We start from the raw sequence: 19,222 nt of genomic DNA, 5'->3' as shown, positions 1-19,222 counted from the left end.
CCGGATACCGTCCCATACGGACAGGTGCAAGCGCATGGTCGCGACTCACGTCGCTCCTACAGGAGAATCGATCCGGGTTGCTCAAGCGATGAGCTGGGCGAACTCGGCAGCCGTGACCGGGTAGCCCAGCCAATAGCCCTGGGCCAGATCGCAGCCGCGTTCGCGCAGGATGTTGAACTGGCCTTCCTTCTCCACGCCTTCGGCCACCACCGTGATGCCCAGCGAATGGGCCATGGCGATGATCGCGCTGGTCAGGGCCAGATCGTCCGGATCGCGCAGCATGTCGGCGATGAAGCTGCGATCGATCTTCACGCCGTCGACCGGTACCCGGCGCAGGTGGCTCAGACCGGAGAAGCCGGTGCCGAAATCGTCCAGCCAGACCTTCACCCCGGTGCGGTGCAGGGTCGCCAGCAGCGCGCTGGCGTGCGCCTCGTCGGCGATCACCGCGGTCTCGGTCAGCTCCAGGTGCAGCCGCGAGGAAGCCAGCCCGGTTTCGCGCAGGCATTCGGCCACGACCTCTGGCAGATCGCCACTGCGCAACTGGCGCGGCGAGACGTTGACCGACACGAACAGCTGATCCATCGGATCCCGATCCGCGCTCCAGCGCGCGGCCGCCGTGCACGCCGCGCGCAGCACGCGCGGGCCGATGCTCTCGATCAGCCCACTCTGCTCGGCCACATCGATGAACACCGAGGGCGCAACCATGCCCAGCTCCGGGTGCTGCCAGCGCAGCAGCGCCTCGGCGCCGACGATGCGGCTGTCGGACAGCCGGAACACCGGCTGGTACAGCAGGCTGAGTTCGCCGCGCTCCCAGGCGCCGCGCAGTTCCTGCTCCATCCGCACCCGCCGCTCCACCGCCTGATCCATCGCCCGGCTGTAGAAGCGGTAGCAGTTCTTGCCGGCCACCTTGGCCTGGTACATGGCGATGTCGCCGTTCTTCATCAGCGCGGTGGCGCCGGAGGCGTCCTCGGGGAACAGGGTGATGCCGATCGACGTGCCCAGGAATACCTGTCGATCCTGGATCACCAGCGGCCGGCCCAGCTCGGTCACCAGCTGTTCGGCCAGCCGGGTCGCCACCGAACGCACGTCGCCGTCCTGGATCAGGATGACGAACTCGTCGCCGCCGAAGCGCGCCAGCATCGCGTCGTCGCCGCCCAGTTGCTCGACCGCCTCGCGGATGCGGTTGGCGAACTGCTGCAGCACCTCGTCGCCGGCTTCGTGGCCGAGGGTATCGTTGACCCGCTTGAAGTCGTCGATGTCGGCGAACAGCAGCGCCAGCTGGCGGCCGGCGCCGCGCAGCATCATCAGCCGGTGATCCAGGCTCTCGCGGAACGCCAGCCGATTGGTCAGGCCGGTCAGCGAATCGGTGTAGGCCATGCGCCGCACGTCGCGATCGTGGCGGGCGATGCTGTCGCTCATGCTGCTGAAGGCGCGCACCAGTTCGCCGACCTCGTCGTTGCGGTGGCTGACCGGGCGTTCGCCGTTGTAGTTGCCCACCTCGATGGCGTGCGCGGCTTCGGCCAGTTGCCGGATCGGACGCACCAGGGTGCGCTGGGCGTAGACCATGATGGCCACGCAGGCCACCACCAGCGCGGCCAGCAGCGCCCACACCCAGATCAGGTGGCGGTGTCCCAGTTCCTCCAGCCGTGTACGCGCCGCGGCGACGGCGCGATCCTCGTGTCCGCGCACCGAATCCAGCGAGTAGCCCACCCGCACCCCGCCGATGCGCTGGTTGCCGATCATGATCGGCTCCGAGATATCGACGATCTGCGGCGACCACTGGGTATGCAGTTCCGGCGTGCTGATCGCCTCGTAGGCCAGCGGGTCGCTCATCTGCTGCCCGTAGACCGCGATTTCCTCGGAACCGTCGTGGATGATCCGCCCCTGCGGGTCGTAGACCAGCACATAGCTGACGTCCGGCTCTTTCTGCGCGGAGCGGACCAGCGTGCCGATGGTGTCCAGATCGAAGTAGTACAGCGGATTGGCCAGGGCGTCGGCCAGTTGCTCGACGGTGGCGCCGCCGTGCCGGCGCAGGCTGTCCTCGGCCATGCCGTGCATGGCTTCGCGGGCCACGCCCGCCACTTCCTGCTGCATCGCCTTCTGCCGGTGCAGCAGGGTCGCCAGCAACCCGATGACCACCGCCAGCATGATGGCCATGGCGGTGAGGAAGCGCGCTTCCAGGCCAAAACGTAGGTTGTTCTTCATTCGACCTGCTCGCGCACGCGGCCCACGCCCTGCCGCAGGTGCTCCAGCGCACGCCGCGAGTCGGGATCCACCGGCAGGAAGGCGGTGGTGCGGAAGAACAGCCGCATCGCCTCGCGCGCCTGCGGATCTTCGGCGGCCTGCAGCAGCACCTCGCGCAGGCGCGCCTCGACCGCCGGCTCCAGATCGCCACGCACCATCTCCAGCGCGCGCGGATACTCGGGGGTTTCGTGGATGATGCGGAAGTCGTTGCGGAACGAGGGCGGGATGCGGCGGGCGTCGTTCCAGTCCAGGCTGCTCACCACGCCGGCATCGACCAGGCGCTTGTGGACCCAGGCCGCAATGTTCAGTTCGGTGCGGGCGAACACATAGCCGACCGAATCCGGGGCCGGCCGATCCATCGGCGACAGCAGGATCTCCAGCCGCTGGCCGGCATCCAGCAATTCCACCGCCGGCGCGAAATAGGCGCTGGTGGAAGCGGTGTTCTGGAACGCGATCGCCTTGCCCTTCAGGTCCTGCAGGTTCTCCAGGCCGCTGTCGCGGCGCACGAAGAACACGCCGTGGTAGCGCCCCACCCCGCCACGCTCGGTCAGCACCAGCGGCTTTGCGCCGGCCCGGTCCTGCAACCGCATCGCGGTGCCGGCGGTTTCGGTCACCCAGTCCACCCGGCCCCGGCGCAGGTAGCTGATCATCTGCTGGGTGTCGCGCGCCATCAGGATGCGGCCCTCGGTGATGCCGACATCGCGCATGCGCGGGATCACGTAGTCCAGCAGCGGCTTGAGCTGTTCGTAGTGGGCCTTGGGATCGTCGCTGATGCGGCCCAGGACAAGCACGTGATCATCGCCACCGGCGGCATCGGCCGGCGCCACGGCACCCGGCAGGAGGAACGCCCCGATCAGCGTCAGGACGAATGCGAACCGGGACGTAGGCAACGAGGAGAATCCTTCGAAAAGGTGGTGGGAGCCTAGCCGAAATTGTGACTTTGGGACAGTAGATTACGTGCGCCCGTCGGCCAAACGGGCCATCCGCTGGGCGTCCGCCAGCACGCCCCGCAACAGCCTCACCTCCTGTTCGCTCAGGTCCGCGCGCAGGAACAGGCGACGCAGTTTGCGCATCGCCGAATCCGGCGTGCGGCCCTTGTGGAAATCGATCTCATCCAGGGTCTGCCCCAACTGGGCGAAGAAGCCTTCCAGTTGCGCGTGGCTGGCCGGCGCGTCGTCGGGGTGGCGGCTTTCCGGCGCCGGCGACGAGGCCTGCCCGCGCAATGCCAGGCGCAGCTCATACGCCAGCACCTGCACGGCGGCGGCCAGGTTCAGGGAGCTGTACTCGGGATTGGCCGGAATGTGGACGGCGGCGTGGCACAGCTGCAGTTCCTCGTTGGTCAGGCCGGTGCGTTCGCGGCCGAACACCATCGCCACCTCGCCTTGCGCGGCCATCGTCACCGCCCGGGCGGCGGCCTGGCGCGGCTCGAATTCCTCCAGTTGCACCCGGCGGCTGCGGGCGGTGCAGCCCAGCACGTAGCGGCAGTCGGCCACCCCTTCGGCCAAGGTGGCGACCACCCGGGCGTCGGCCAGCAGATCGTCGGCCCCGGCGGCGCGGCGGCTGGCCTCCTCGGCCGGGAACTGTTCGGGGGCCACCAATACCAGCCGGGCCAGCCCCATGGTTTTGAGGGCGCGCGCGGCGGCGCCGATGTTGCCGGGATGCTGGGTGCCGACCAGCACGATGCGCAGCCGGTCGGCCGCGGGAAGCGGGAATTCGGGAGTGTTCATGGGCGCAGATGTTAAACTGTGCGCGCCGGCCCCTGCGCCGCGCCGTTCTTTTCCACCGTCCATACCGCCCCCCTGCCTGTTCCGAGGTCCGAAGCCATGCAGAAACCCGCCGTCACCGTCATGGTCAAAGCCGCCCGACTGGCAGGCAACGTCCTGTTGCGCAGCATCAACAAGCTGGACGCGCTGAACGTGGTGCAGAAGGACCGGATGGACTACGCCAGCGAAGTGGACGCCGATGCCGAGAAGGTCATCGTCAAGGAACTCCGCCGCGCCTATCCCGATTACGCCGTGGTCGGCGAGGAAGGCGGCATCCAGGGCCAGAGCCGTTACACCTGGGTCATCGACCCGCTCGACGGCACCAGCAACTACCTGCGCGGCTTCCCGCACTACTGCGTGTCGATCGCGCTGGTCGAAAACGGCGAGCCCACCGACGCGGTGATCTTCGATCCCCTGCGCAACGACCTGTTCACCGCCAGCCGCGGCGCCGGCGCCCAGCTCAACGAGCGCAAGATCCGGGTGGCCGATCGCAAGGATCTGGCCGGCACCGTCATCAGCACCGGCTTCCCGCCGCGCGAGCGCGCCCGTGCCGGCGCCCAGCTCGAATGCGTGCGCGAACTGCTGGTCCAGGCCGAGGACGTCCGCCGCACCGGTTCGGCCGCGCTCGATCTGGCCTACGTGGCCTGTGGCCGCCTGGACGCCTACTTCGAAGCCGGCGTGAAGGACTGGGACATCGCCGCCGGCGTGCTGCTGGTGCGCGAGGCCGGCGGCCGCATCTGCGACTTCCGCGGCGCGGCCACCCCGCGCATGGACGGGCGTGGCCCGGCCTCCCGCCAGATCGTCGCCGGCAACATCAAGGTGGCCGAAGCCCTGCAGAAGACCATCGTCAGCTCCGGCTACGCCGCCAGCTTCGACCCGCCCAAGGGCTGATGGGTAGAGCCGGGCTTGCTCGGCTTCGCCTTGCCCGGATGAACATCAGCGGAGCAAGCTCCGCCCTACGAAAAAGGCCGCGCGATGCGCGGCCTTTTTTCATTCCGGAAAGGGGAGACTTCTCGAATCCCCAATCCCGAATCCCGGCTCTCAGGGCCTGCGCGCCAGCGCCGCTTCGTCCTTGGCCTTGGGCATCAGATCCTGCTTGGTGACCTTCATGAAGCCCATCGTCAGCAGCGGGCAGGCGATGAAGATCGAGGAGATGGTGCCGATCACGATGCCGATCATCTGCGAGATCGCCATGCCTTCCAGCGAACCGCCGCCGTAGATGTACAGCGCCAGCACGGTCAGGAACGCCACGAACGAGGTGATGATGGTGCGCGACAGGGTCTGGTTGACCGAACGATTCAGCACCTCGACCGGATCCACGCGCAGCGAGCGGAAATTCTCGCGCACGCGGTCGAACACCACGATGGTGTCGTTGATCGAGAAACCCATCACCGACAGCAGGCCCGCCAGCACGGTCAGGTCGAACTCGCGCCCGGTCAGGGCGAAGAAGCCGGCGCAGATCAGCACGTCGTGCAGGGTGGTGAAGATCGCCGCCAGCGCGAATTTCCATTCGAACCGGAACGCGATGTAGATCAGGAAGCCGACCACCACGAAGATCAGCGCGTACAGGCCGTTCATGGCCAGTTCCTTGCCGACCTGCGGGCTGACGATTTCGCTGCGCAGCTTGGTCGCCGGGTTCTCCGCCGAGGACGCCAGCTTCACCACCTCGGTGGCGGTGCGGTTGGCGGCTTCCGAATCGGTCTGGCCTTCGCGCGGCTGCAGGCGGACCAGCAGATCCCGGCCGCTGCCGAAGGTCTGGACCTGCGCGCCCTGGTAACCGGAGGTTTCCAGGCGCTCGCGCACGCCATCCACGTCCGGCGGGTTGTCGAAGCGCAGTTCCACCATGATGCCGCCGGTGAAATCGAGCGCGTAGTTGAAGCCCTTGAACGCCATGGCGCCGACGGCGACCACCGCGAGAATCAGGGCGACCGCCAGCGACACCCAGCGCAGGCGCATGAAGTCGATGTTGGTGTCGTTGGGAACGAGATGCAGCGGAAAGAGTTTCATGGTTCGGTTGCTCTCGTCAGATGGCCAGCGACTTCAGCTTGCGGCGGCGGCCGTAGATCAGCGTGGCCAGCGCGCGCGACACGGTCACGGCGGTGAACACGGAGGTCAGGATGCCGACGATCATGGTGACGGCGAAGCCCTTCAGCGGGCCGGTGCCAAAGGCGAACAGCGCCACGCCGGCCAGCAGCGCGGTCATGTTCGAGTCGAAGATGGTGCCGGAGGCCTTGTCGTAGCCGGTGGCGATGGACGCCAGCGGTGGCACCCCCGCCCTCAATTCCTCGCGTATGCGTTCGTTGATCAGCACGTTCGCGTCCACCGACATGCCGATCGACAGCGCCAGGCCGGCGAAGCCCGGCAGGGTCATGGTGGCGCCGAACAGCGACATCACCGCCACCACCATCACCAGGTTGAGCAGCAGCGCGATGCAGGTCAGCAGACCGAACACCCGGTAATAGACAAGGAAGAAAGCCAGTGCGAACAGGAACGAGAACATCACCGCCTTGGTGCCGCGCTCGACGTTCTCCTTGCCGAGGCTGGGACCGACCACACGCTCGTTGATGAAGTCCATCGGCGCGGCCAGCGAGCCGGCGCGCAGCAGCTTGGCCAGGCCGTCGGCCTCGGTCTTTTCCAGGCCGGTGGTGATGAAGTTCTTGCCGAACACGCCATTGATGTTGGCCACCGAGATCACTTCTTCCTTGATCCGGGTGCTGCGCACTTCCTCGCCGTTGACGATATCCACCTGCGGGATGCGCTCGATGTAGACCACCGCCATCGGCTTGTTCACGTTGGCGCTGGTGAAGTCGAACATGCGCTGGCCGCCGATGTTGTTCAGCGTGACGTTGACCGCCGGCAGGCCGTTCTGGTCGGTCGAGGTCTGCGCGCCGACCATCTGGTCGCCGGACACGATCACGCGCTTGTTCAGCAGGATCGGGATCGGCTTGCCATCGGGGCCCAGCTCGCGGCGGTAGTACACCCGCGCCTCCGGCGGCACGTTGCCGCTGGCAACCGCGTCGTAGGCGTTGCCGTCGACCGCTGCGCGGTACTCCAGGGTGGCGGTCGCACCGATCATGCGCTTGGCCTCGGCGGTGTCCTGCACGCCCGGCAGCTGCACGACCACGCGATCGTTGCCCTGGCGCTGGATGATCGGCTCGGCCACGCCCAGCTCGTTCACGCGGTTGCGCAGGGTGGTGATGTTCTGCTCGATGGCGCTGCCGGCGATCTGGTTCAGTTCGCTCTCCGGCAGGACGATGGTGATGCGCTCGCCTTCCACGTCATAGGTCAGGGCGCCGCCCCCCGCCAGCCCGGTGCCGCCGGCATTGGACGAGGCGACCAGGGTCTTGGCCAGCAGGTCGCGCGCCTTGTTGGCGTCCTCGCCCGGGGCCAGGGCGATGGCGATGCTGTTGTCCGGACGGCGTTCGACCGACTGGTACTTGATGCGGTTGTCGCGCAGGGTCAGGCGGGCGTCCTCGACGTAGGCGTCGACGCGCTTGTCCAGCGCGGCCTTCTGGTCGACCTGCAACTCGAAGTGCACGCCGCCCTGCAAATCCAGGCCCTGCACCATCGGGCGGGCGCCGAACCGGCTGAGCCAGTCCGGGACCGTCGAGGCCAGGTTCAGCGCCACCACGTAGTTCTCGCCCAACGCGCCGCGCAGGACGTCATTGGCCTTGGTCTGCGCATCCAGGCCCGGCAGACGAACCAGCAGGCTCTTGCCATCCTGGTCGTCCAGCGCCTTGGTGGCCACGCCGGCCTCCTTGAGGCTGGCCTCGACCTTCTGCCGCAACGCCGCGTCCACCGCGTATCCGCGGTTCGGGGTGATCTGTACCGAGGGATCCTGCGGGTAGATGTTGGGCAGGGCGTAGAACACGCTCAGCGCAACGACCAGCAGGATGACGACGTATTTCCAGCGAGGGAATTCAAGCATTGCGGCAACCCGCGCACACCCGTCCCGGGTGCGCGCTCAACGATGGTCGGAAGGGAAAATCAGGCGGACTTCAGGGTGCCCTTGGGCAGGACATTGCCCACGGCGGCCTTCTGCACGCGCACCCGCACGTTGTCGGCCACTTCGATGGTGATGAAGTTGTCGCCGATGTCGGTGATGGTGCCGGCGATGCCACCGGTGGTGATGACCTCGTCGCCGCGCGAGAGCTTTTCCAGCATGGCCCGATGTTCCTTCGCACGCTTCATCTGCGGGCGGATCATCAGGAAGTACATGATGGCAATCAGGATGATCGGCATCAGCAGGCCGAAACCACCCAGGCCACCCTGGGGAGCGCCGGCGGCCTGTGCATGCGCCGGGGCGATCAGAAAATCGAGCAGATTCATGGAGTTATCCGTTCTTATGCGAAAGCAGCCGGGAATTATGCCACGCGGCAGGCATCCCCGTCCCGGCGCCGCGCCGGACCCGGCGGGCTTCGCCGGGACGGTGTGAAGACCGTCCCGGCCCGGAAAGGTTCCGCATCACCCTGTAGAGCGGAGCTTGCTCCGCTGCTCTCCCCTCACCCCGGCATCCCGCCCAGCCGAGCAAGCTCGGCTCTACGTGATTGGGATTACCGGAGCGCATTTGCTGATAGCCAAGCTCGGCGCACCCGCGTAGAGCGGAGCTTGCTCCGCTGCTCTTCCCCTCACCCAGGCATCCCGCCAAGCCGAGCAAGCTCGGCTCTACATGCTGGTGGTTACCGCCGGAGCGCATTTGCCGATAGGCAAGCTCGGCGCACCCGCGTAGAGCGGAGCTTGCTCCGCTGCTCTTCCCCCCTCCCCCGCCAAGCCGAGCAAGCTCGGCTCTACGCGATCGCGGTTACCGGGGGGCTTCCGCCCCGCGGGCGGCATAGAACGCCTGGCGGAAGTCGCCGAAGCGGCCCTGTTCGATGGCGGCGCGGATGTCGGCCATCAGCTTTTCGTAGTACCAAAGGTTGTGCAGGGTACCGAGCATCGGCGCCAGCATCTCGTTGCAGCGGTCCAGGTGGCGCAGGTACGAGCGGGTGAAGCCGTTGCGGCAGGCATGGCAGCCGCAGCCCGGCTCGATCGGCTGCATGTCCTTCTCGTACTTGGCGTTGCGGATGCGCACGGTGCCGAACGAGGTGAAATAGTGGCCGTTGCGGGCGTTGCGGGTCGGCATCACGCAATCGAACATGTCCACCCCGCGCGCCACGCCCTCCACCAGGTCCTCCGGCCGGCCCACGCCCATCAGGTAGCGCGGGCGGTCCTGCGGCAGGATCGGATGCATGTGTTCGAGGATGCGGTTGCGCTCCTCCTCCGGCTCGCCGACCGCCAGCCCGCCGATGGCGTAACCATCGAAACCAATCGCCTGCAGCCCCGCCGCGGAACGCTCGCGCAACGGCTCGTGCACGCCGCCCTGGACGATGCCGAACAGCGCCGCGTCGTTGCCCTCGTGCGCGCGCTTGCTGCGCTCGGCCCAGCGCAGGCTCAGTTCCATCGACTTGCGCGCGACTTCCTCGGTGGCCGGATACGGCGTGCACTCGTCGAAGATCATCACGATGTCCGAGTCCAGCACCTTCTGGATGCGCATGCTCTCCTCGGGACCGAGGAACACCTTGCTGCCATCCACCGGCGAGGCGAAGGTCACGCCCTGTTCGGTGATCTTGCGGCGGTGCGCCAGCGAGAACACCTGGAAGCCGCCGGAGTCGGTGAGGATGGGCCGGTTCCAGCGCGCGAAGCCGTGCAGGCCGCCGTGCTGGGCGATGACCTCCAGGCCCGGGCGCAGGTAGAGGTGGAAGGTATTGCCGAGGATGATCTCCGCGCCCAGCGCCTCGATCTGGTCCGGCAGGATGCCCTTGACCGAGCCATACGTCCCCACCGGCATGAATGCCGGTGTCTCCACCGTGCCGCGCGGAAAGGTCAGGCGGCCGCGGCGGGCGTTGCCGTCGGTGGTGTCGAGCTGGAACTGGAGTCGGGACATGGGAGGGCGGGACTGGAAGAAGGAAAGCCGGATTGCAATCTTTGGTGTGGGAGCGACGTCAGTCGCGATGGCTTGAGCACATCGGAAACATCAGCGTCGCGACTGACGTCGCTCCTGCAGGAGTCATATGGACGGAAACAGCAGCATCGCGTCGCCGTAAGAGAAAAAGCGGTAGCGTTCGCGCACCGCGTGCTCATAGGCGGCGAACACGCGTTCCTTGCCGGCGAACGCCGAAACCAGCATCAGCAGGGTGCTCTCCGGCAGGTGGAAATTGGTGATCATCGCGTCCACGCTGCGGATGCGATAACCGGGGAAGATGAAGATGCGGGTCTCGCCGGCGAACGGTTGCAGTTGACCATCGCGCATCGCCGATTCCAGCGCGCGCACCACGGTGGTGCCCACCGCAATCACCCGCCCGCCGCCGGCGCGGGTGGCCTGGATGCGTTCGATCAGCGCCGCACCGACGTTCAGCCATTCGCTGTGCATCTGGTGCTGGCGGACGTCATCCACCCGCACCGGCTGGAAGGTGCCGGCGCCCACGTGCAGGGTGACGTGGCCGAATTCGACGCCGCGTTCGTGCAGCGCCGCCAGCAGCGGCTCGTCGAAATGCAGGCCGGCGGTCGGTGCGGCGACCGCGCCCGGCTCGCGCGCGAACACGGTCTGGTAGCGCTCGTCGTCGTCCTTCCCCGCTTCGCGCTGGATGTACGGCGGCAGCGGCAGGCGGCCAGCCTGCAGCAGCCAGCTTTCCAGCGCCGCGGGCACGTGGAAGCGCAGGCGGTAGAACTCGCCGTCCCGGCCCAGCACCTCGGCCTCGCCGCCGGCGTCCAGGGCAATCCTGCTACCGGGCTTGGGCGACTTGCTGGCACCCACCTGCGCCCGCGCCTCGTTGTCAGGCAACAGGCGCTCGATCAGGATTTCGACCCGCCCGCCGGTCTCCTTCTGGCCGAACAGCCGGGCCGGAATCACCCGGGTGTCGTTGAACACCAGCAGATCGCCCGGCGCCAGCCATTCCGGCAGATCGCGGACCTGGCGATCGGCGAAGGCGGCGTCGCCCGGTGGCACCACCAGCAGGCGGCTGGCCGAACGCTCCGGCAGCGGCGCCTGGGCGATCAAGGCCTCGGGCAGGTCGAAATGGAAATCGGATTTCTTCACAGGGGGACGACTCGGGGAAGCCCGCCATTGTAAGGGAGCCGGTCGCCACGGGCGTTTGTGTCCCCTGCCCGGCGCGCGCCGCCGTTCAGCGCTCGAACTTGGTCGACAGCACGATCGACGAGGTGGTGCGCTCGACGCCGTCAATCGCGCCGATCCGATCGGTCAGCAGATCCATGCCGTCCACCGATGGCACCACGCCCACCGCGATCAGATCGTAGGCGCCGCTGACCGACTGCAGCAGGCGCACCTCGGGCATCGCGCGCAGGGAGGCGACCACCGAGGTCATCTGCTTGGGATGCACGGTGATCATGATGTGCGCGCGGATGTGCCCGCGCTCGTAGTCATCGTGCACCCGCACGGTATAGCCGCTGATGACGCCCTCGCGTTCCAGCCGCTCGATCCGGCTCTGCACCGTCGTCCGCGACAGATTGAGCCGGCGCGCGATCTGGGCGGTCGAGGCGCGCGCGTTGTCGCGCAACAGGCTGAGCAGCAACTGGTCGGTCGCGGAGATCTTCATTTCAGGGCACTCGCCTCGTCGATTCGACGAAATCTACAGAAAATTCGTGCAAATCATAACTGTCAAACGACGAATTTATCCACATAATAGAGGTTTGCCGTCCTTTCCGGAGAACACCATGGCCCTCCTCGACCTGCTCGCCCCCCTCCGCGCCCATGCGGGCAAGCGCCTGACCACCGGACTGGACGACGCCACCCTCGAGCGTTTCGCCGCCAGCCAGCCGGCCCTGGTCGCGGCCATCGAGGCCGCCGCCGCCGAACACGCCCGCCTGAAGGACGAATTCGCCGAGCTGCTGGATCTGGACGAGGAAGCGCAGCTGCGCGCCGTCCAGGCCGGCTACGTCAATTTCTATCCGGACGACGCGGTCAACCCGTACGTGGCGCTGGCCGCGCGCGGTCCGTGGGTGGTGACCCTCAACGGCGCGGTGCTGTACGACGCCGGCGGCTACGGCATGCTCGGCTTCGGCCATACCCCCGAGCCGATCCTGGCGGCGATGGCGCGGCCGCAGGTGATGGCCAACATCATGACCCCGAGCCTGTCGCAGTTGCGCTTCGACCGCGCCCTGCGCAAGGAAATCGGCCAGACCCGCGGCAGTTGTCCGTACGCGAAGTTCCTGTGCCTGAACTCGGGCTCCGAGTCGGTCGGCCTGGCCGCCCGCATCGCCGACATCAACACCAAGCTGCAGACCGACCCGGGTGCCCGCCACGAAGGTCGCGCGGTCAAGCGCGTGGTCGTGAAGGGCAGCTTCCATGGCCGCACCGAGCGTCCGGCCCTGTATTCGGACTCTTCGCGAAAGACCTACCAGCAGCACCTGGCTAGCTACCGTGGCGAGGATTCGCTGATCGCCATCGAGCCCTACGACGTCGAGGCGCTCAAGCGGGCGTTCGCCGACGCCGAAACCAAGGGCTGGTTCATCGAGGCGGTGTTCCTGGAGCCGGTGATGGGCGAAGGCGATCCGGGCCGCTCGGTGCCGCCGGCTTTCTACGCCGCCGCGCGCGAGCTGACCCGCCAGCACGGCAGCCTGTTCCTGGTCGACTCCATCCAGGCCGGCCTGCGCGCCCACGGCGTACTGTCGATCGTCGACTACCCCGGTTTCGAAGGCCTGGACGCGCCGGACATGGAGACCTACTCCAAGGCGCTCAACGCCGCGCAGTACCCGCTGTCGGTGCTGGCGGTCAGCGAACGCGCCGCCGGCCTGTACCGCAAGGGCGTCTACGGCAACACCATGACCACCAATCCGCGCGCGCTCGACGTGGCCTGCGCCACGCTGGAACAGCTGACCTCGCAGGTCCGCGAGAACATCCGCGCCCGCGGCGTCGATGCGGTCGCCCGCCTCGAGAAACTGAAGGACGAACTGGGCGGCCTGATCACCAAGGTGCAGGGCACCGGTCTGCTGTTCTCCTGCGAACTGGCCCCGCAATTCAAGTGCTACGGCGCCAACTCCACCGAGGAATGGCTGCGCCAGCACGGCATCAACGTCATCCACGGCGGCGCCAACTCGCTGCGCTTCACCCCGCATTTCGCGATGGGTGCCGAGGAACTGGAACTGCTGGTGTCGATGGTCGGCCGCGCGCTGCAGGAAGGTCCGCGCAACACCCAGGCCGCGGCGGCCTGATCCTCCCGGATCGCGTTTTTCCTCGTGGGCGGACACCCCTGGCGGTGTCCGCCTTTTTTGCGCGCGGCTCGCGTAGAGCGGAGCGTGCTCCGCTGCCCGGGCTCCCCACATCCCGCGCCGGCAACTCCGGCGCTACGGCGTGCGCTTCGCCTCGTTGAACCGCACCATCACCGCCTGGATCAACGCCCTGGCCTCGGCGGCGTCGCCATAGCCGTTCAACCGGACCGGATTGCGCCCCCTGGGCAAATCCTTGTACACACGGAAGAACGCCTCGATGCGATCGCGCTCGATGGCGGGCAGGTCGGCGAGATCACGGATGCCGGCGTAGGTGGGATCCACCTTGTCCGTCGGCACGCCGATGATCTTCTCGTCGGTCTTGCCGTCATCGACCATCCGCAGCACGCCAATCGGCCGGAACCGGATCAGCACGCCGGGATGCAGCGGCTCGCGGGTCAACACCAGCGCATCCAGGGGATCCCCATCCCCTGCCAGGGTGCGCGGCATCGAACCGTAGTTGGCCGGATAGGCCACCGGCATAGACTGGAAACGATCGACGAACAGCAATCCTTCTTCGTTGATCTCGTACTTGGTGAAACTGCCGGCCGGTATTTCCACCGCCAGCACCGCTTCTTCCGGCACCTTCGGCGATTGCGCGGCCAGGAACGGGTGGACCACCGTATCGCCGGCCTGCGCCAGCGATGCGGCCATCAATCCCGCAAGCAGGACGACCGCGCGGCTCATTGCGCCGGCTTGCAGGCGGGCAGCTTCAGCGCCCGCGCAATCGCCTGCCAGTCGAACGCGGCGACGGCCTTGTCGTCATCCACCGCGTAGAACACGCCTTCCGGGAAGCGCTTGTCGACGGTCTGATCGAGCCACACGCCGTCGGTGTTGGCGGTGCGCTCGCCGGTGAAGGCACCCAGGTGTTCCAGGCTGAGGCGATCGAACACATGGAACACGCTGCGGTCCTTGAACTGATCGGTGGCGATCCAGAAGCCCGTGCCACCCGCGCACTGCGCCAGCGCCATGCCCTCGGCCTGCGCCTTGAACAGGTCGGCGCCGATGTCGCGGCCGCGATAGCGACCGTCCAGCCCGTACTCGCGCAGGCGGGTGCCGGTGGCGACGTCCTCTTCCGCCAGCAGCAGGCGATCGTTGGCGATATCGCCGAACACCGACTCGGCGATCCGGATCGCGCCGGCTTCGGAGGTGTCGCCGAAGGTGCCCGTCAATGTCGCCGCCCAGCCCTGCGGCACGCGCCGCAGCTGGTAGCGCTTGAACCGGCGATCCAGCTCCGCCAGCGGCGGCGGCACGTCCTCGTTCTGCGGCGACATGTAGTTGTCGCTGACGATGACCTCGTAGCTGTCCTTCTGCGGGCGAACCCACAGGCCATAGGGCTGCTTCAGGTCCTCGGCGCCGAAACTGAGCAGCGGCTGGAATCCCGGCAGCTGGAACAGTTGCACGCGATGGTTGTCGCGCTCGACCACCAGCACCAGATCGTCAATCACGGCGATGCCGTTGGGACGCTGGAGCTGGCCGGCACCCGTGCCCGGCCCCCCGACCGTGCGCAGGCGTTCGCCGCTGACACCGTCATAGACGATCAGCTGATCCGTCGCCTTGGCGGTGGCGATCAGCCAACGCTTGCCGTCCGGCGAGCGCCAACTGGCCGGCGAGTCGACGTTGTCGGCCGGCGTGTCGGCGGTCAGGAAAGCCTCGGGCACCACCACGTGCGGGATCTTCGCTTCGCTCAGCAGCGGATCCTTTTCCACGTTCTCGTCCGGCTCGCGGTCGGCCACCGTCGGCGCGACGCCGGCGCAGCCGGCCATGGACAGGATCGCCAGCAGGCTGGCCATTGCGTTCAAGCGGTGCGACATGCGTTATCCCCTGGAGCGGTTGACGGTCAACAAACCGCAATGTTCTACGCATCGATTATGACGTTTTGGTTGCATCGTCGAAGGTTCGCCGACGTGCCATCTGATGGTCATATTGCCGCCATCTAAGCCCCGTAGAAATCGCCGTTTATCTTCACACGGGGAAAACACGACGATGAAACGCACCGCCCTGGCCATCGGCCTGTCACAGGCATTGCTCTGCGCCGGCATGATCAGTGCCATCCCGCTGGCGCGAGCGCAGGCCATGCCCGATGGCGGTGGCGGCGCGTCCGCCGTGCCGGCGGAGGACCCCAAGCAACTGGACACCATCGTCGTCCAGGGCGAAATCGCCTACCGCAACCGCACCGACGACATCTCCCCCACCCTGTCCTACGACCTGGAGTACTTCCAGCGTTTCGAGCCGAACACCGTGGGCGACATGCTCAAGCGCGTGCCCGGCGTGACCTTCGTCGGCTCGGACATCATGGAATTCGACGGCGCGATGATGCGTGGCATGGCCGCCGGCTACACCCAGGTGTTGATCAACGGCAAGAAGGTGCCCGGCGCCGGTGACGATCGCTCGTTCTGGGTGGACCGCATCCCGGCGGAAATGGTCGACCACATCGAAATCCTGCGCAGCAACAGCGCCAACCGCAGCGGCGACGCCATCGCCGGCACCATCAACATCGTCCTGCGCGACGCCTACGTGTTCGACGGCAGCTACCTGCGAATCGGCGTCAATCGCTGGTACGACGGCGAGGTGAACCCGACCTTCGGCGCGGTGACCAGCGTCGACGCCTTGGGTGGCCGCCTGCTCGCCGGCATCAACGTGCAGGACCGCTACCGCTCCAAGGTCAAGCGCTCGGACCGCTTCGCCGACCCGTCCCGGCAGGAACTGGTGAGCTGGGAAGACCAGACCGAGGTCAAGGACGGCCGCGACTACTCGGCCAACGTGTCGTACACCGCCGACGTCGGCGAAACCGGTCGCATCAGCATCGACGGCTTCTACGTCAAGACCGACCGCGACGTCACCGAGGTCTCCCATGAAGTGGAGTACGACGACGAAGACGTCATCGACTCCCGCGTGCCCGGCTTGAATCCGATCGACCAGCGCAACTGGGGTATCGGCACCGAGTACAGGTTCGACATGGCCGGCGGCACCACCGAGTTCGACCTCGATTACGCGCGCTTCGAGGACGACAGCGCCGTCAGCGAAGAAAAGCACGAGTACGTGAACGGCGAATGGGACGCTTCCGAAGCCGAATCCCAGGCCGTGGACGCCAAGGACACCGAGACCAGCTTCAAGATCGCGCACAAGCGCCCGGCGGGCGGCGCCGAACTCGAATTCGGCGTGGACTGGCGGCGCAAGAAACGCGACGTCACCTACACCAACTACGCCTGGGAAGCGGAGAATGAAGGCGACCCGGTGGCCTATGAACCGGACGGCGTCATCGGCTCGCTGATCGAGGAAACCCGTGTCGACCCCTACCTGATGCTTTCGGGCAAGGGCCAGGCGTTCTCCTGGGAAGCCGGCCTGCGCTACGAAACCACCCGTTCGGACATCCGCTACCAGGAGGACGGCGACGTCGCCGGATCTGCCAGCAAGGACTACAACGAACTGTTGCCCTCGCTGCACCTGAAGTGGGATCTGGACGAAGCCACCCGCATCAGCCTGTCGCTGGCCAAGAGCGTGAAGCGCCCGAACTTCAACGAGCTGATTCCCGCCCTGCTGGACGGCGAGTACGGCGACAACGATTACATCGGCAATCCGGAACTCGACCCGGAAACCGCCAACGGCATCGACCTTGGCTTCGAGCGTCGCCTCGGCAAGCATGGCGTGGTGGGCTTGAACTTCTTCTACCGCGATGTGAAGAACCTGATCGAACTGGTCAACACCGGCGAACTGAGCGAGGACGCGCAGGACAAGTACGCCGAGGACCTGGAGGAATTCCTGGCGGAGAATCCCGGCGCGACCGAGGACGATTTCCAGTTCGACGCCGAAAGCTGGCTGTTCACCTCGGCCAACGTCGGCGACGGCAAGGTCTACGGCGTCGAGTTCGACCTGTCGACCCCGTTGACCGCGCTGGGCATGCCGAACACCGGCGTGTTCCTCAACTACTCCTACCTCAACAGCAAGGTCACCGATTTCATCGGCGAGCGCCGCTTCAACGACCAGGCCAAGAGCGTCTACAACGTCGGCTTCATCCAGGACCTGCCGTCGCTCGGTGCCAGCTTCGGCGCCACCTATCGCAAGCAGGGCGACGCCTTCAGCCGCATCCTGGCCGAGGAAGTGACCGTCAAGTACGGCGACGATCTGGAAGTGTTCGTGGAGAAGCGCTTCGGCAGGACCATGTCGATGCGCCTGACCGCCGCCAACCTGCTGGACGCCTCCAAGGACGAGTTCTTCCACAAGTTCGACAACCAGGCCGACCAGATCGATCGCGACTACGACGAGTACGAGCTGGAAACCGAGGAGGCCGGCCCGAGCTATCAGTTGGTCATGCGCTGGGCGTTCTGAGCGCGGCCCTCCCCGCGTCCCGTGGAAGCCGGCGCAAGCCGGCTTCTTTTTTGTGGGACGGGCGGGTTTGATGCAGACTTTCGCCACCCGTCATCGCCGCAGGCCGCCATGAAGACCGTCGAAGTCCGCCACCCCCTCGTCCAGCACAAGATCGGCCTGCTGCGCGACGCCTCGCTCAGTACCAAGGGTTTCCGCGAACTGGTGACCGAGCTGGGTACCCTGCTGGCCTACGAGGCCACCGCGGATCTGGAAACCGAGGAAGCGACCATGCCGGGCTGGGCCGGACCGGTCCAGGTACGCAAGATCGCCGGCGCCAAGATCACCCTGGTGCCCATCCTGCGCGCCGGCCTGGGCATGCTGCCCGGCGTACTGGCGCTGATTCCCGCCGCCAAGGTCAGCGTGGTCGGCCTGCAGCGCGACGAGGAGACCCTGCAACCGGTGCCCTACTTCGAACGCCTGACCGGTCGCCTGGACGAGCGTGACGCGCTCATCCTGGATCCGATGCTGGCCACCGGCGGCACCCTCATCGCCACCATCGACATGCTCAAGCGCGCCGGCGCCAAACGCATCAAGGGCATCTTCCTGGTTGCCGCGCCCGAGGGGCTGGCCGCGCTGGAAGCGGCCCACCCCGACGTCGAGGTCTATACCGCCGCCATCGACAACCATCTGAACGACAAGGGTTACATCCTGCCTGGCCTAGGCGACGCCGGTGATCGGATCTTCGGCACCCGCGTGGGCTGAGCCGAAGCCCAGGCTGCGCGGATTCTCCCGGATTTGCATCGTGCCCCGGAGCCGAGCAAGCTCGGCCCCTCCGGATTTCCGACACGCCCGAAGCGGAGAGCTCCGCTCCACACCCCGCGAAGAGCCGAGCTTGCTCGGCTCCTCTGGATGCCTGGCACGTCCGAAGCGGAGCAAGCTCCGCTCTACAGCCCGCGTAGAGCCGAGCTTGCCCGGCTCCTCCAGACGTCTGGCAAGCCCGAAGCGGAGCAAGCTCCGCTCTACGCGTCGGCTGGCCATTCGCAATGCCAGTGCGGATAGTGATCCAGTCGTTCCACCAAACCACGGCGCAATGGGTTGCGAACGATGTAGCGCGCCTGCGAACGCAAGTCTTCATGACTGCGCACCCGGTGATCATGGAAACCCGCCTGCCAGACAGGTCCCGCGCGCCCGACGATTTCGTTGACCGCGCGTGCACTGCGTGATTTGAATGCCTGCAGACATTGACTGATGGAGCCGTCACCAAGCTCGAACAACCAGTGCACATGATCGGGCATCACCACCCAGGCCAACGACCTGAGCCGCTCTTCGTCCTCGCAACGCTTCAATTCGCCTGCAATGCAATGCGCCGGCCGAGGCTCGCGGAACCAGGGCGTCCGGCTGGCCGTCACCACGGTGACGACGTAGTAGGCGCCCTTCTCCGACCATCTTCCCTTGTTCAATGCTGGACTTGCCATGACCGAAGCATGGCGTGGCCGCTTCATCGCCGCCGTCGGAACAAAGTCCATCGGCGTGTCGGATTCAAACGTTGCGCGTTGTAGCGGGATCCCTACGGATGACGTCAACCACGTAGAGCCGGGCTTGCCCGGCTCCTTCATGACCTGCTTCTCGCGCGAAGCGGAGCAAGC

At 66.8% G+C, this 19,222-nt stretch carries 16 protein-coding genes; 4 read left to right on the top strand and 12 right to left on the bottom strand.

Annotated elements, in window-relative coordinates; genetic code table 11:
• Window positions 1-81 precede the first annotated feature (81 nt).
• The 3 genes from IB228_RS02675 to IB228_RS02665 form a co-directional block, all read right to left on the bottom strand.
• A complete protein-coding gene (locus IB228_RS02675) occupies window positions 82-2,205 on the bottom strand; it encodes an EAL domain-containing protein (protein ID WP_192197502.1) in 2,124 nt (707 codons plus the stop codon).
• Window positions 2,202-3,083: a phosphate/phosphite/phosphonate ABC transporter substrate-binding protein gene (locus IB228_RS02670; protein WP_225562263.1), complete on the bottom strand. Its 882-nt coding sequence runs from the start codon at window positions 3,081-3,083 to the stop codon at window positions 2,202-2,204. Before IB228_RS02670 ends, IB228_RS02675 begins: the two co-directional genes overlap by 4 nt.
• A gap of 114 nt (window positions 3,084-3,197) precedes the next feature.
• The gene (locus IB228_RS02665; protein ID WP_183643333.1) at window positions 3,198-3,971 is read right to left on the bottom strand and encodes an RNA methyltransferase; all 774 of its coding nucleotides are present in this window, start codon (window positions 3,969-3,971) and stop codon (window positions 3,198-3,200) included.
• A 96-nt stretch (window positions 3,972-4,067) separates the two neighbouring features.
• Here IB228_RS02665 and IB228_RS02660 point away from each other — a divergent pair, with 96 nt between their 5' ends.
• Window positions 4,068-4,898: an inositol monophosphatase family protein gene (locus IB228_RS02660; RefSeq protein ID WP_183643337.1), complete on the top strand. Its 831-nt coding sequence runs from the start codon at window positions 4,068-4,070 to the stop codon at window positions 4,896-4,898.
• 150 nt (window positions 4,899-5,048) lie between these two features.
• On the opposite strand, the gene secF is transcribed toward IB228_RS02660, so the two are convergent.
• The 6 genes from secF to IB228_RS02630 form a co-directional block, all read right to left on the bottom strand.
• The gene (secF, locus tag IB228_RS02655; RefSeq protein WP_183643340.1) at window positions 5,049-6,014 is read right to left on the bottom strand and encodes a protein translocase subunit SecF; all 966 of its coding nucleotides are present in this window, start codon (window positions 6,012-6,014) and stop codon (window positions 5,049-5,051) included.
• Between the two features lie 16 nt (window positions 6,015-6,030).
• The gene (gene secD, locus IB228_RS02650) at window positions 6,031-7,935 is read right to left on the bottom strand and encodes a protein translocase subunit SecD (protein ID WP_192197501.1); all 1,905 of its coding nucleotides are present in this window, start codon (window positions 7,933-7,935) and stop codon (window positions 6,031-6,033) included.
• A 59-nt stretch (window positions 7,936-7,994) separates the two neighbouring features.
• A complete protein-coding gene (yajC, locus tag IB228_RS02645; protein WP_183643346.1) occupies window positions 7,995-8,336 on the bottom strand; it encodes a preprotein translocase subunit YajC in 342 nt (113 codons plus the stop codon).
• Between the two features lie 472 nt (window positions 8,337-8,808).
• Window positions 8,809-9,930, bottom strand: coding sequence for a tRNA guanosine(34) transglycosylase Tgt (tgt, locus tag IB228_RS02640; protein WP_192197500.1), 1,122 nt, complete (start codon window positions 9,928-9,930; stop codon window positions 8,809-8,811).
• 123 nt (window positions 9,931-10,053) lie between these two features.
• Window positions 10,054-11,082 carry a tRNA preQ1(34) S-adenosylmethionine ribosyltransferase-isomerase QueA gene (queA, locus tag IB228_RS02635; protein WP_192197499.1) on the bottom strand — a complete coding sequence of 343 codons (1,029 nt, stop codon included), beginning with the start codon at window positions 11,080-11,082 and terminating at the stop codon, window positions 10,054-10,056.
• 85 nt (window positions 11,083-11,167) lie between these two features.
• Entirely contained in the window at window positions 11,168-11,599 is a 432-nt protein-coding gene (locus tag IB228_RS02630; RefSeq protein WP_141453627.1) for an Lrp/AsnC family transcriptional regulator, read from the bottom strand.
• 118 nt (window positions 11,600-11,717) lie between these two features.
• On the opposite strand from IB228_RS02630, the gene IB228_RS02625 reads away from it, so the two are divergent.
• Window positions 11,718-13,214 (top strand): aminotransferase class III-fold pyridoxal phosphate-dependent enzyme, encoded by a 1,497-nt coding sequence (locus IB228_RS02625; RefSeq protein WP_192197498.1) that lies wholly within the window; start codon window positions 11,718-11,720, stop codon window positions 13,212-13,214.
• A gap of 132 nt (window positions 13,215-13,346) precedes the next feature.
• Here the strand turns inward: IB228_RS02625 and IB228_RS02620 are convergent, their stop codons facing one another.
• Together IB228_RS02620 and IB228_RS02615 are read right to left on the bottom strand one after the other, a co-directional pair.
• Entirely contained in the window at window positions 13,347-13,955 is a 609-nt protein-coding gene (locus tag IB228_RS02620; RefSeq protein WP_183643361.1) for an inorganic diphosphatase, read from the bottom strand.
• The gene (locus IB228_RS02615) at window positions 13,952-15,082 is read right to left on the bottom strand and encodes a phytase (protein WP_225562204.1); all 1,131 of its coding nucleotides are present in this window, start codon (window positions 15,080-15,082) and stop codon (window positions 13,952-13,954) included. Before IB228_RS02615 ends, IB228_RS02620 begins: the two co-directional genes overlap by 4 nt.
• A 172-nt stretch (window positions 15,083-15,254) precedes the next feature.
• Here IB228_RS02615 and IB228_RS02610 point away from each other — a divergent pair, with 172 nt between their 5' ends.
• A complete protein-coding gene (locus tag IB228_RS02610) occupies window positions 15,255-17,597 on the top strand; it encodes a TonB-dependent receptor (RefSeq protein ID WP_192197497.1) in 2,343 nt (780 codons plus the stop codon).
• 108 nt (window positions 17,598-17,705) lie between these two features.
• Window positions 17,706-18,338: a uracil phosphoribosyltransferase gene (upp, locus tag IB228_RS02605; RefSeq protein ID WP_183643367.1), complete on the top strand. Its 633-nt coding sequence runs from the start codon at window positions 17,706-17,708 to the stop codon at window positions 18,336-18,338.
• A 257-nt stretch (window positions 18,339-18,595) separates the two neighbouring features.
• Here upp and IB228_RS02600 read toward each other — a convergent pair whose 3' ends face one another.
• A complete protein-coding gene (locus tag IB228_RS02600; protein ID WP_218533621.1) occupies window positions 18,596-19,192 on the bottom strand; it encodes a transposase in 597 nt (198 codons plus the stop codon).
• Window positions 19,193-19,222: the final 30 nt, after the last annotated feature.

Origin of the sequence: Pseudoxanthomonas sp. PXM04 (assembly GCF_014851695.1) — a bacterium.
GTDB classification, from domain to species: domain Bacteria; phylum Pseudomonadota; class Gammaproteobacteria; order Xanthomonadales; family Xanthomonadaceae; genus Pseudoxanthomonas_A; species Pseudoxanthomonas_A beigongshangi.
This window is presented reverse-complemented; position numbering and strand designations above follow the sequence as displayed.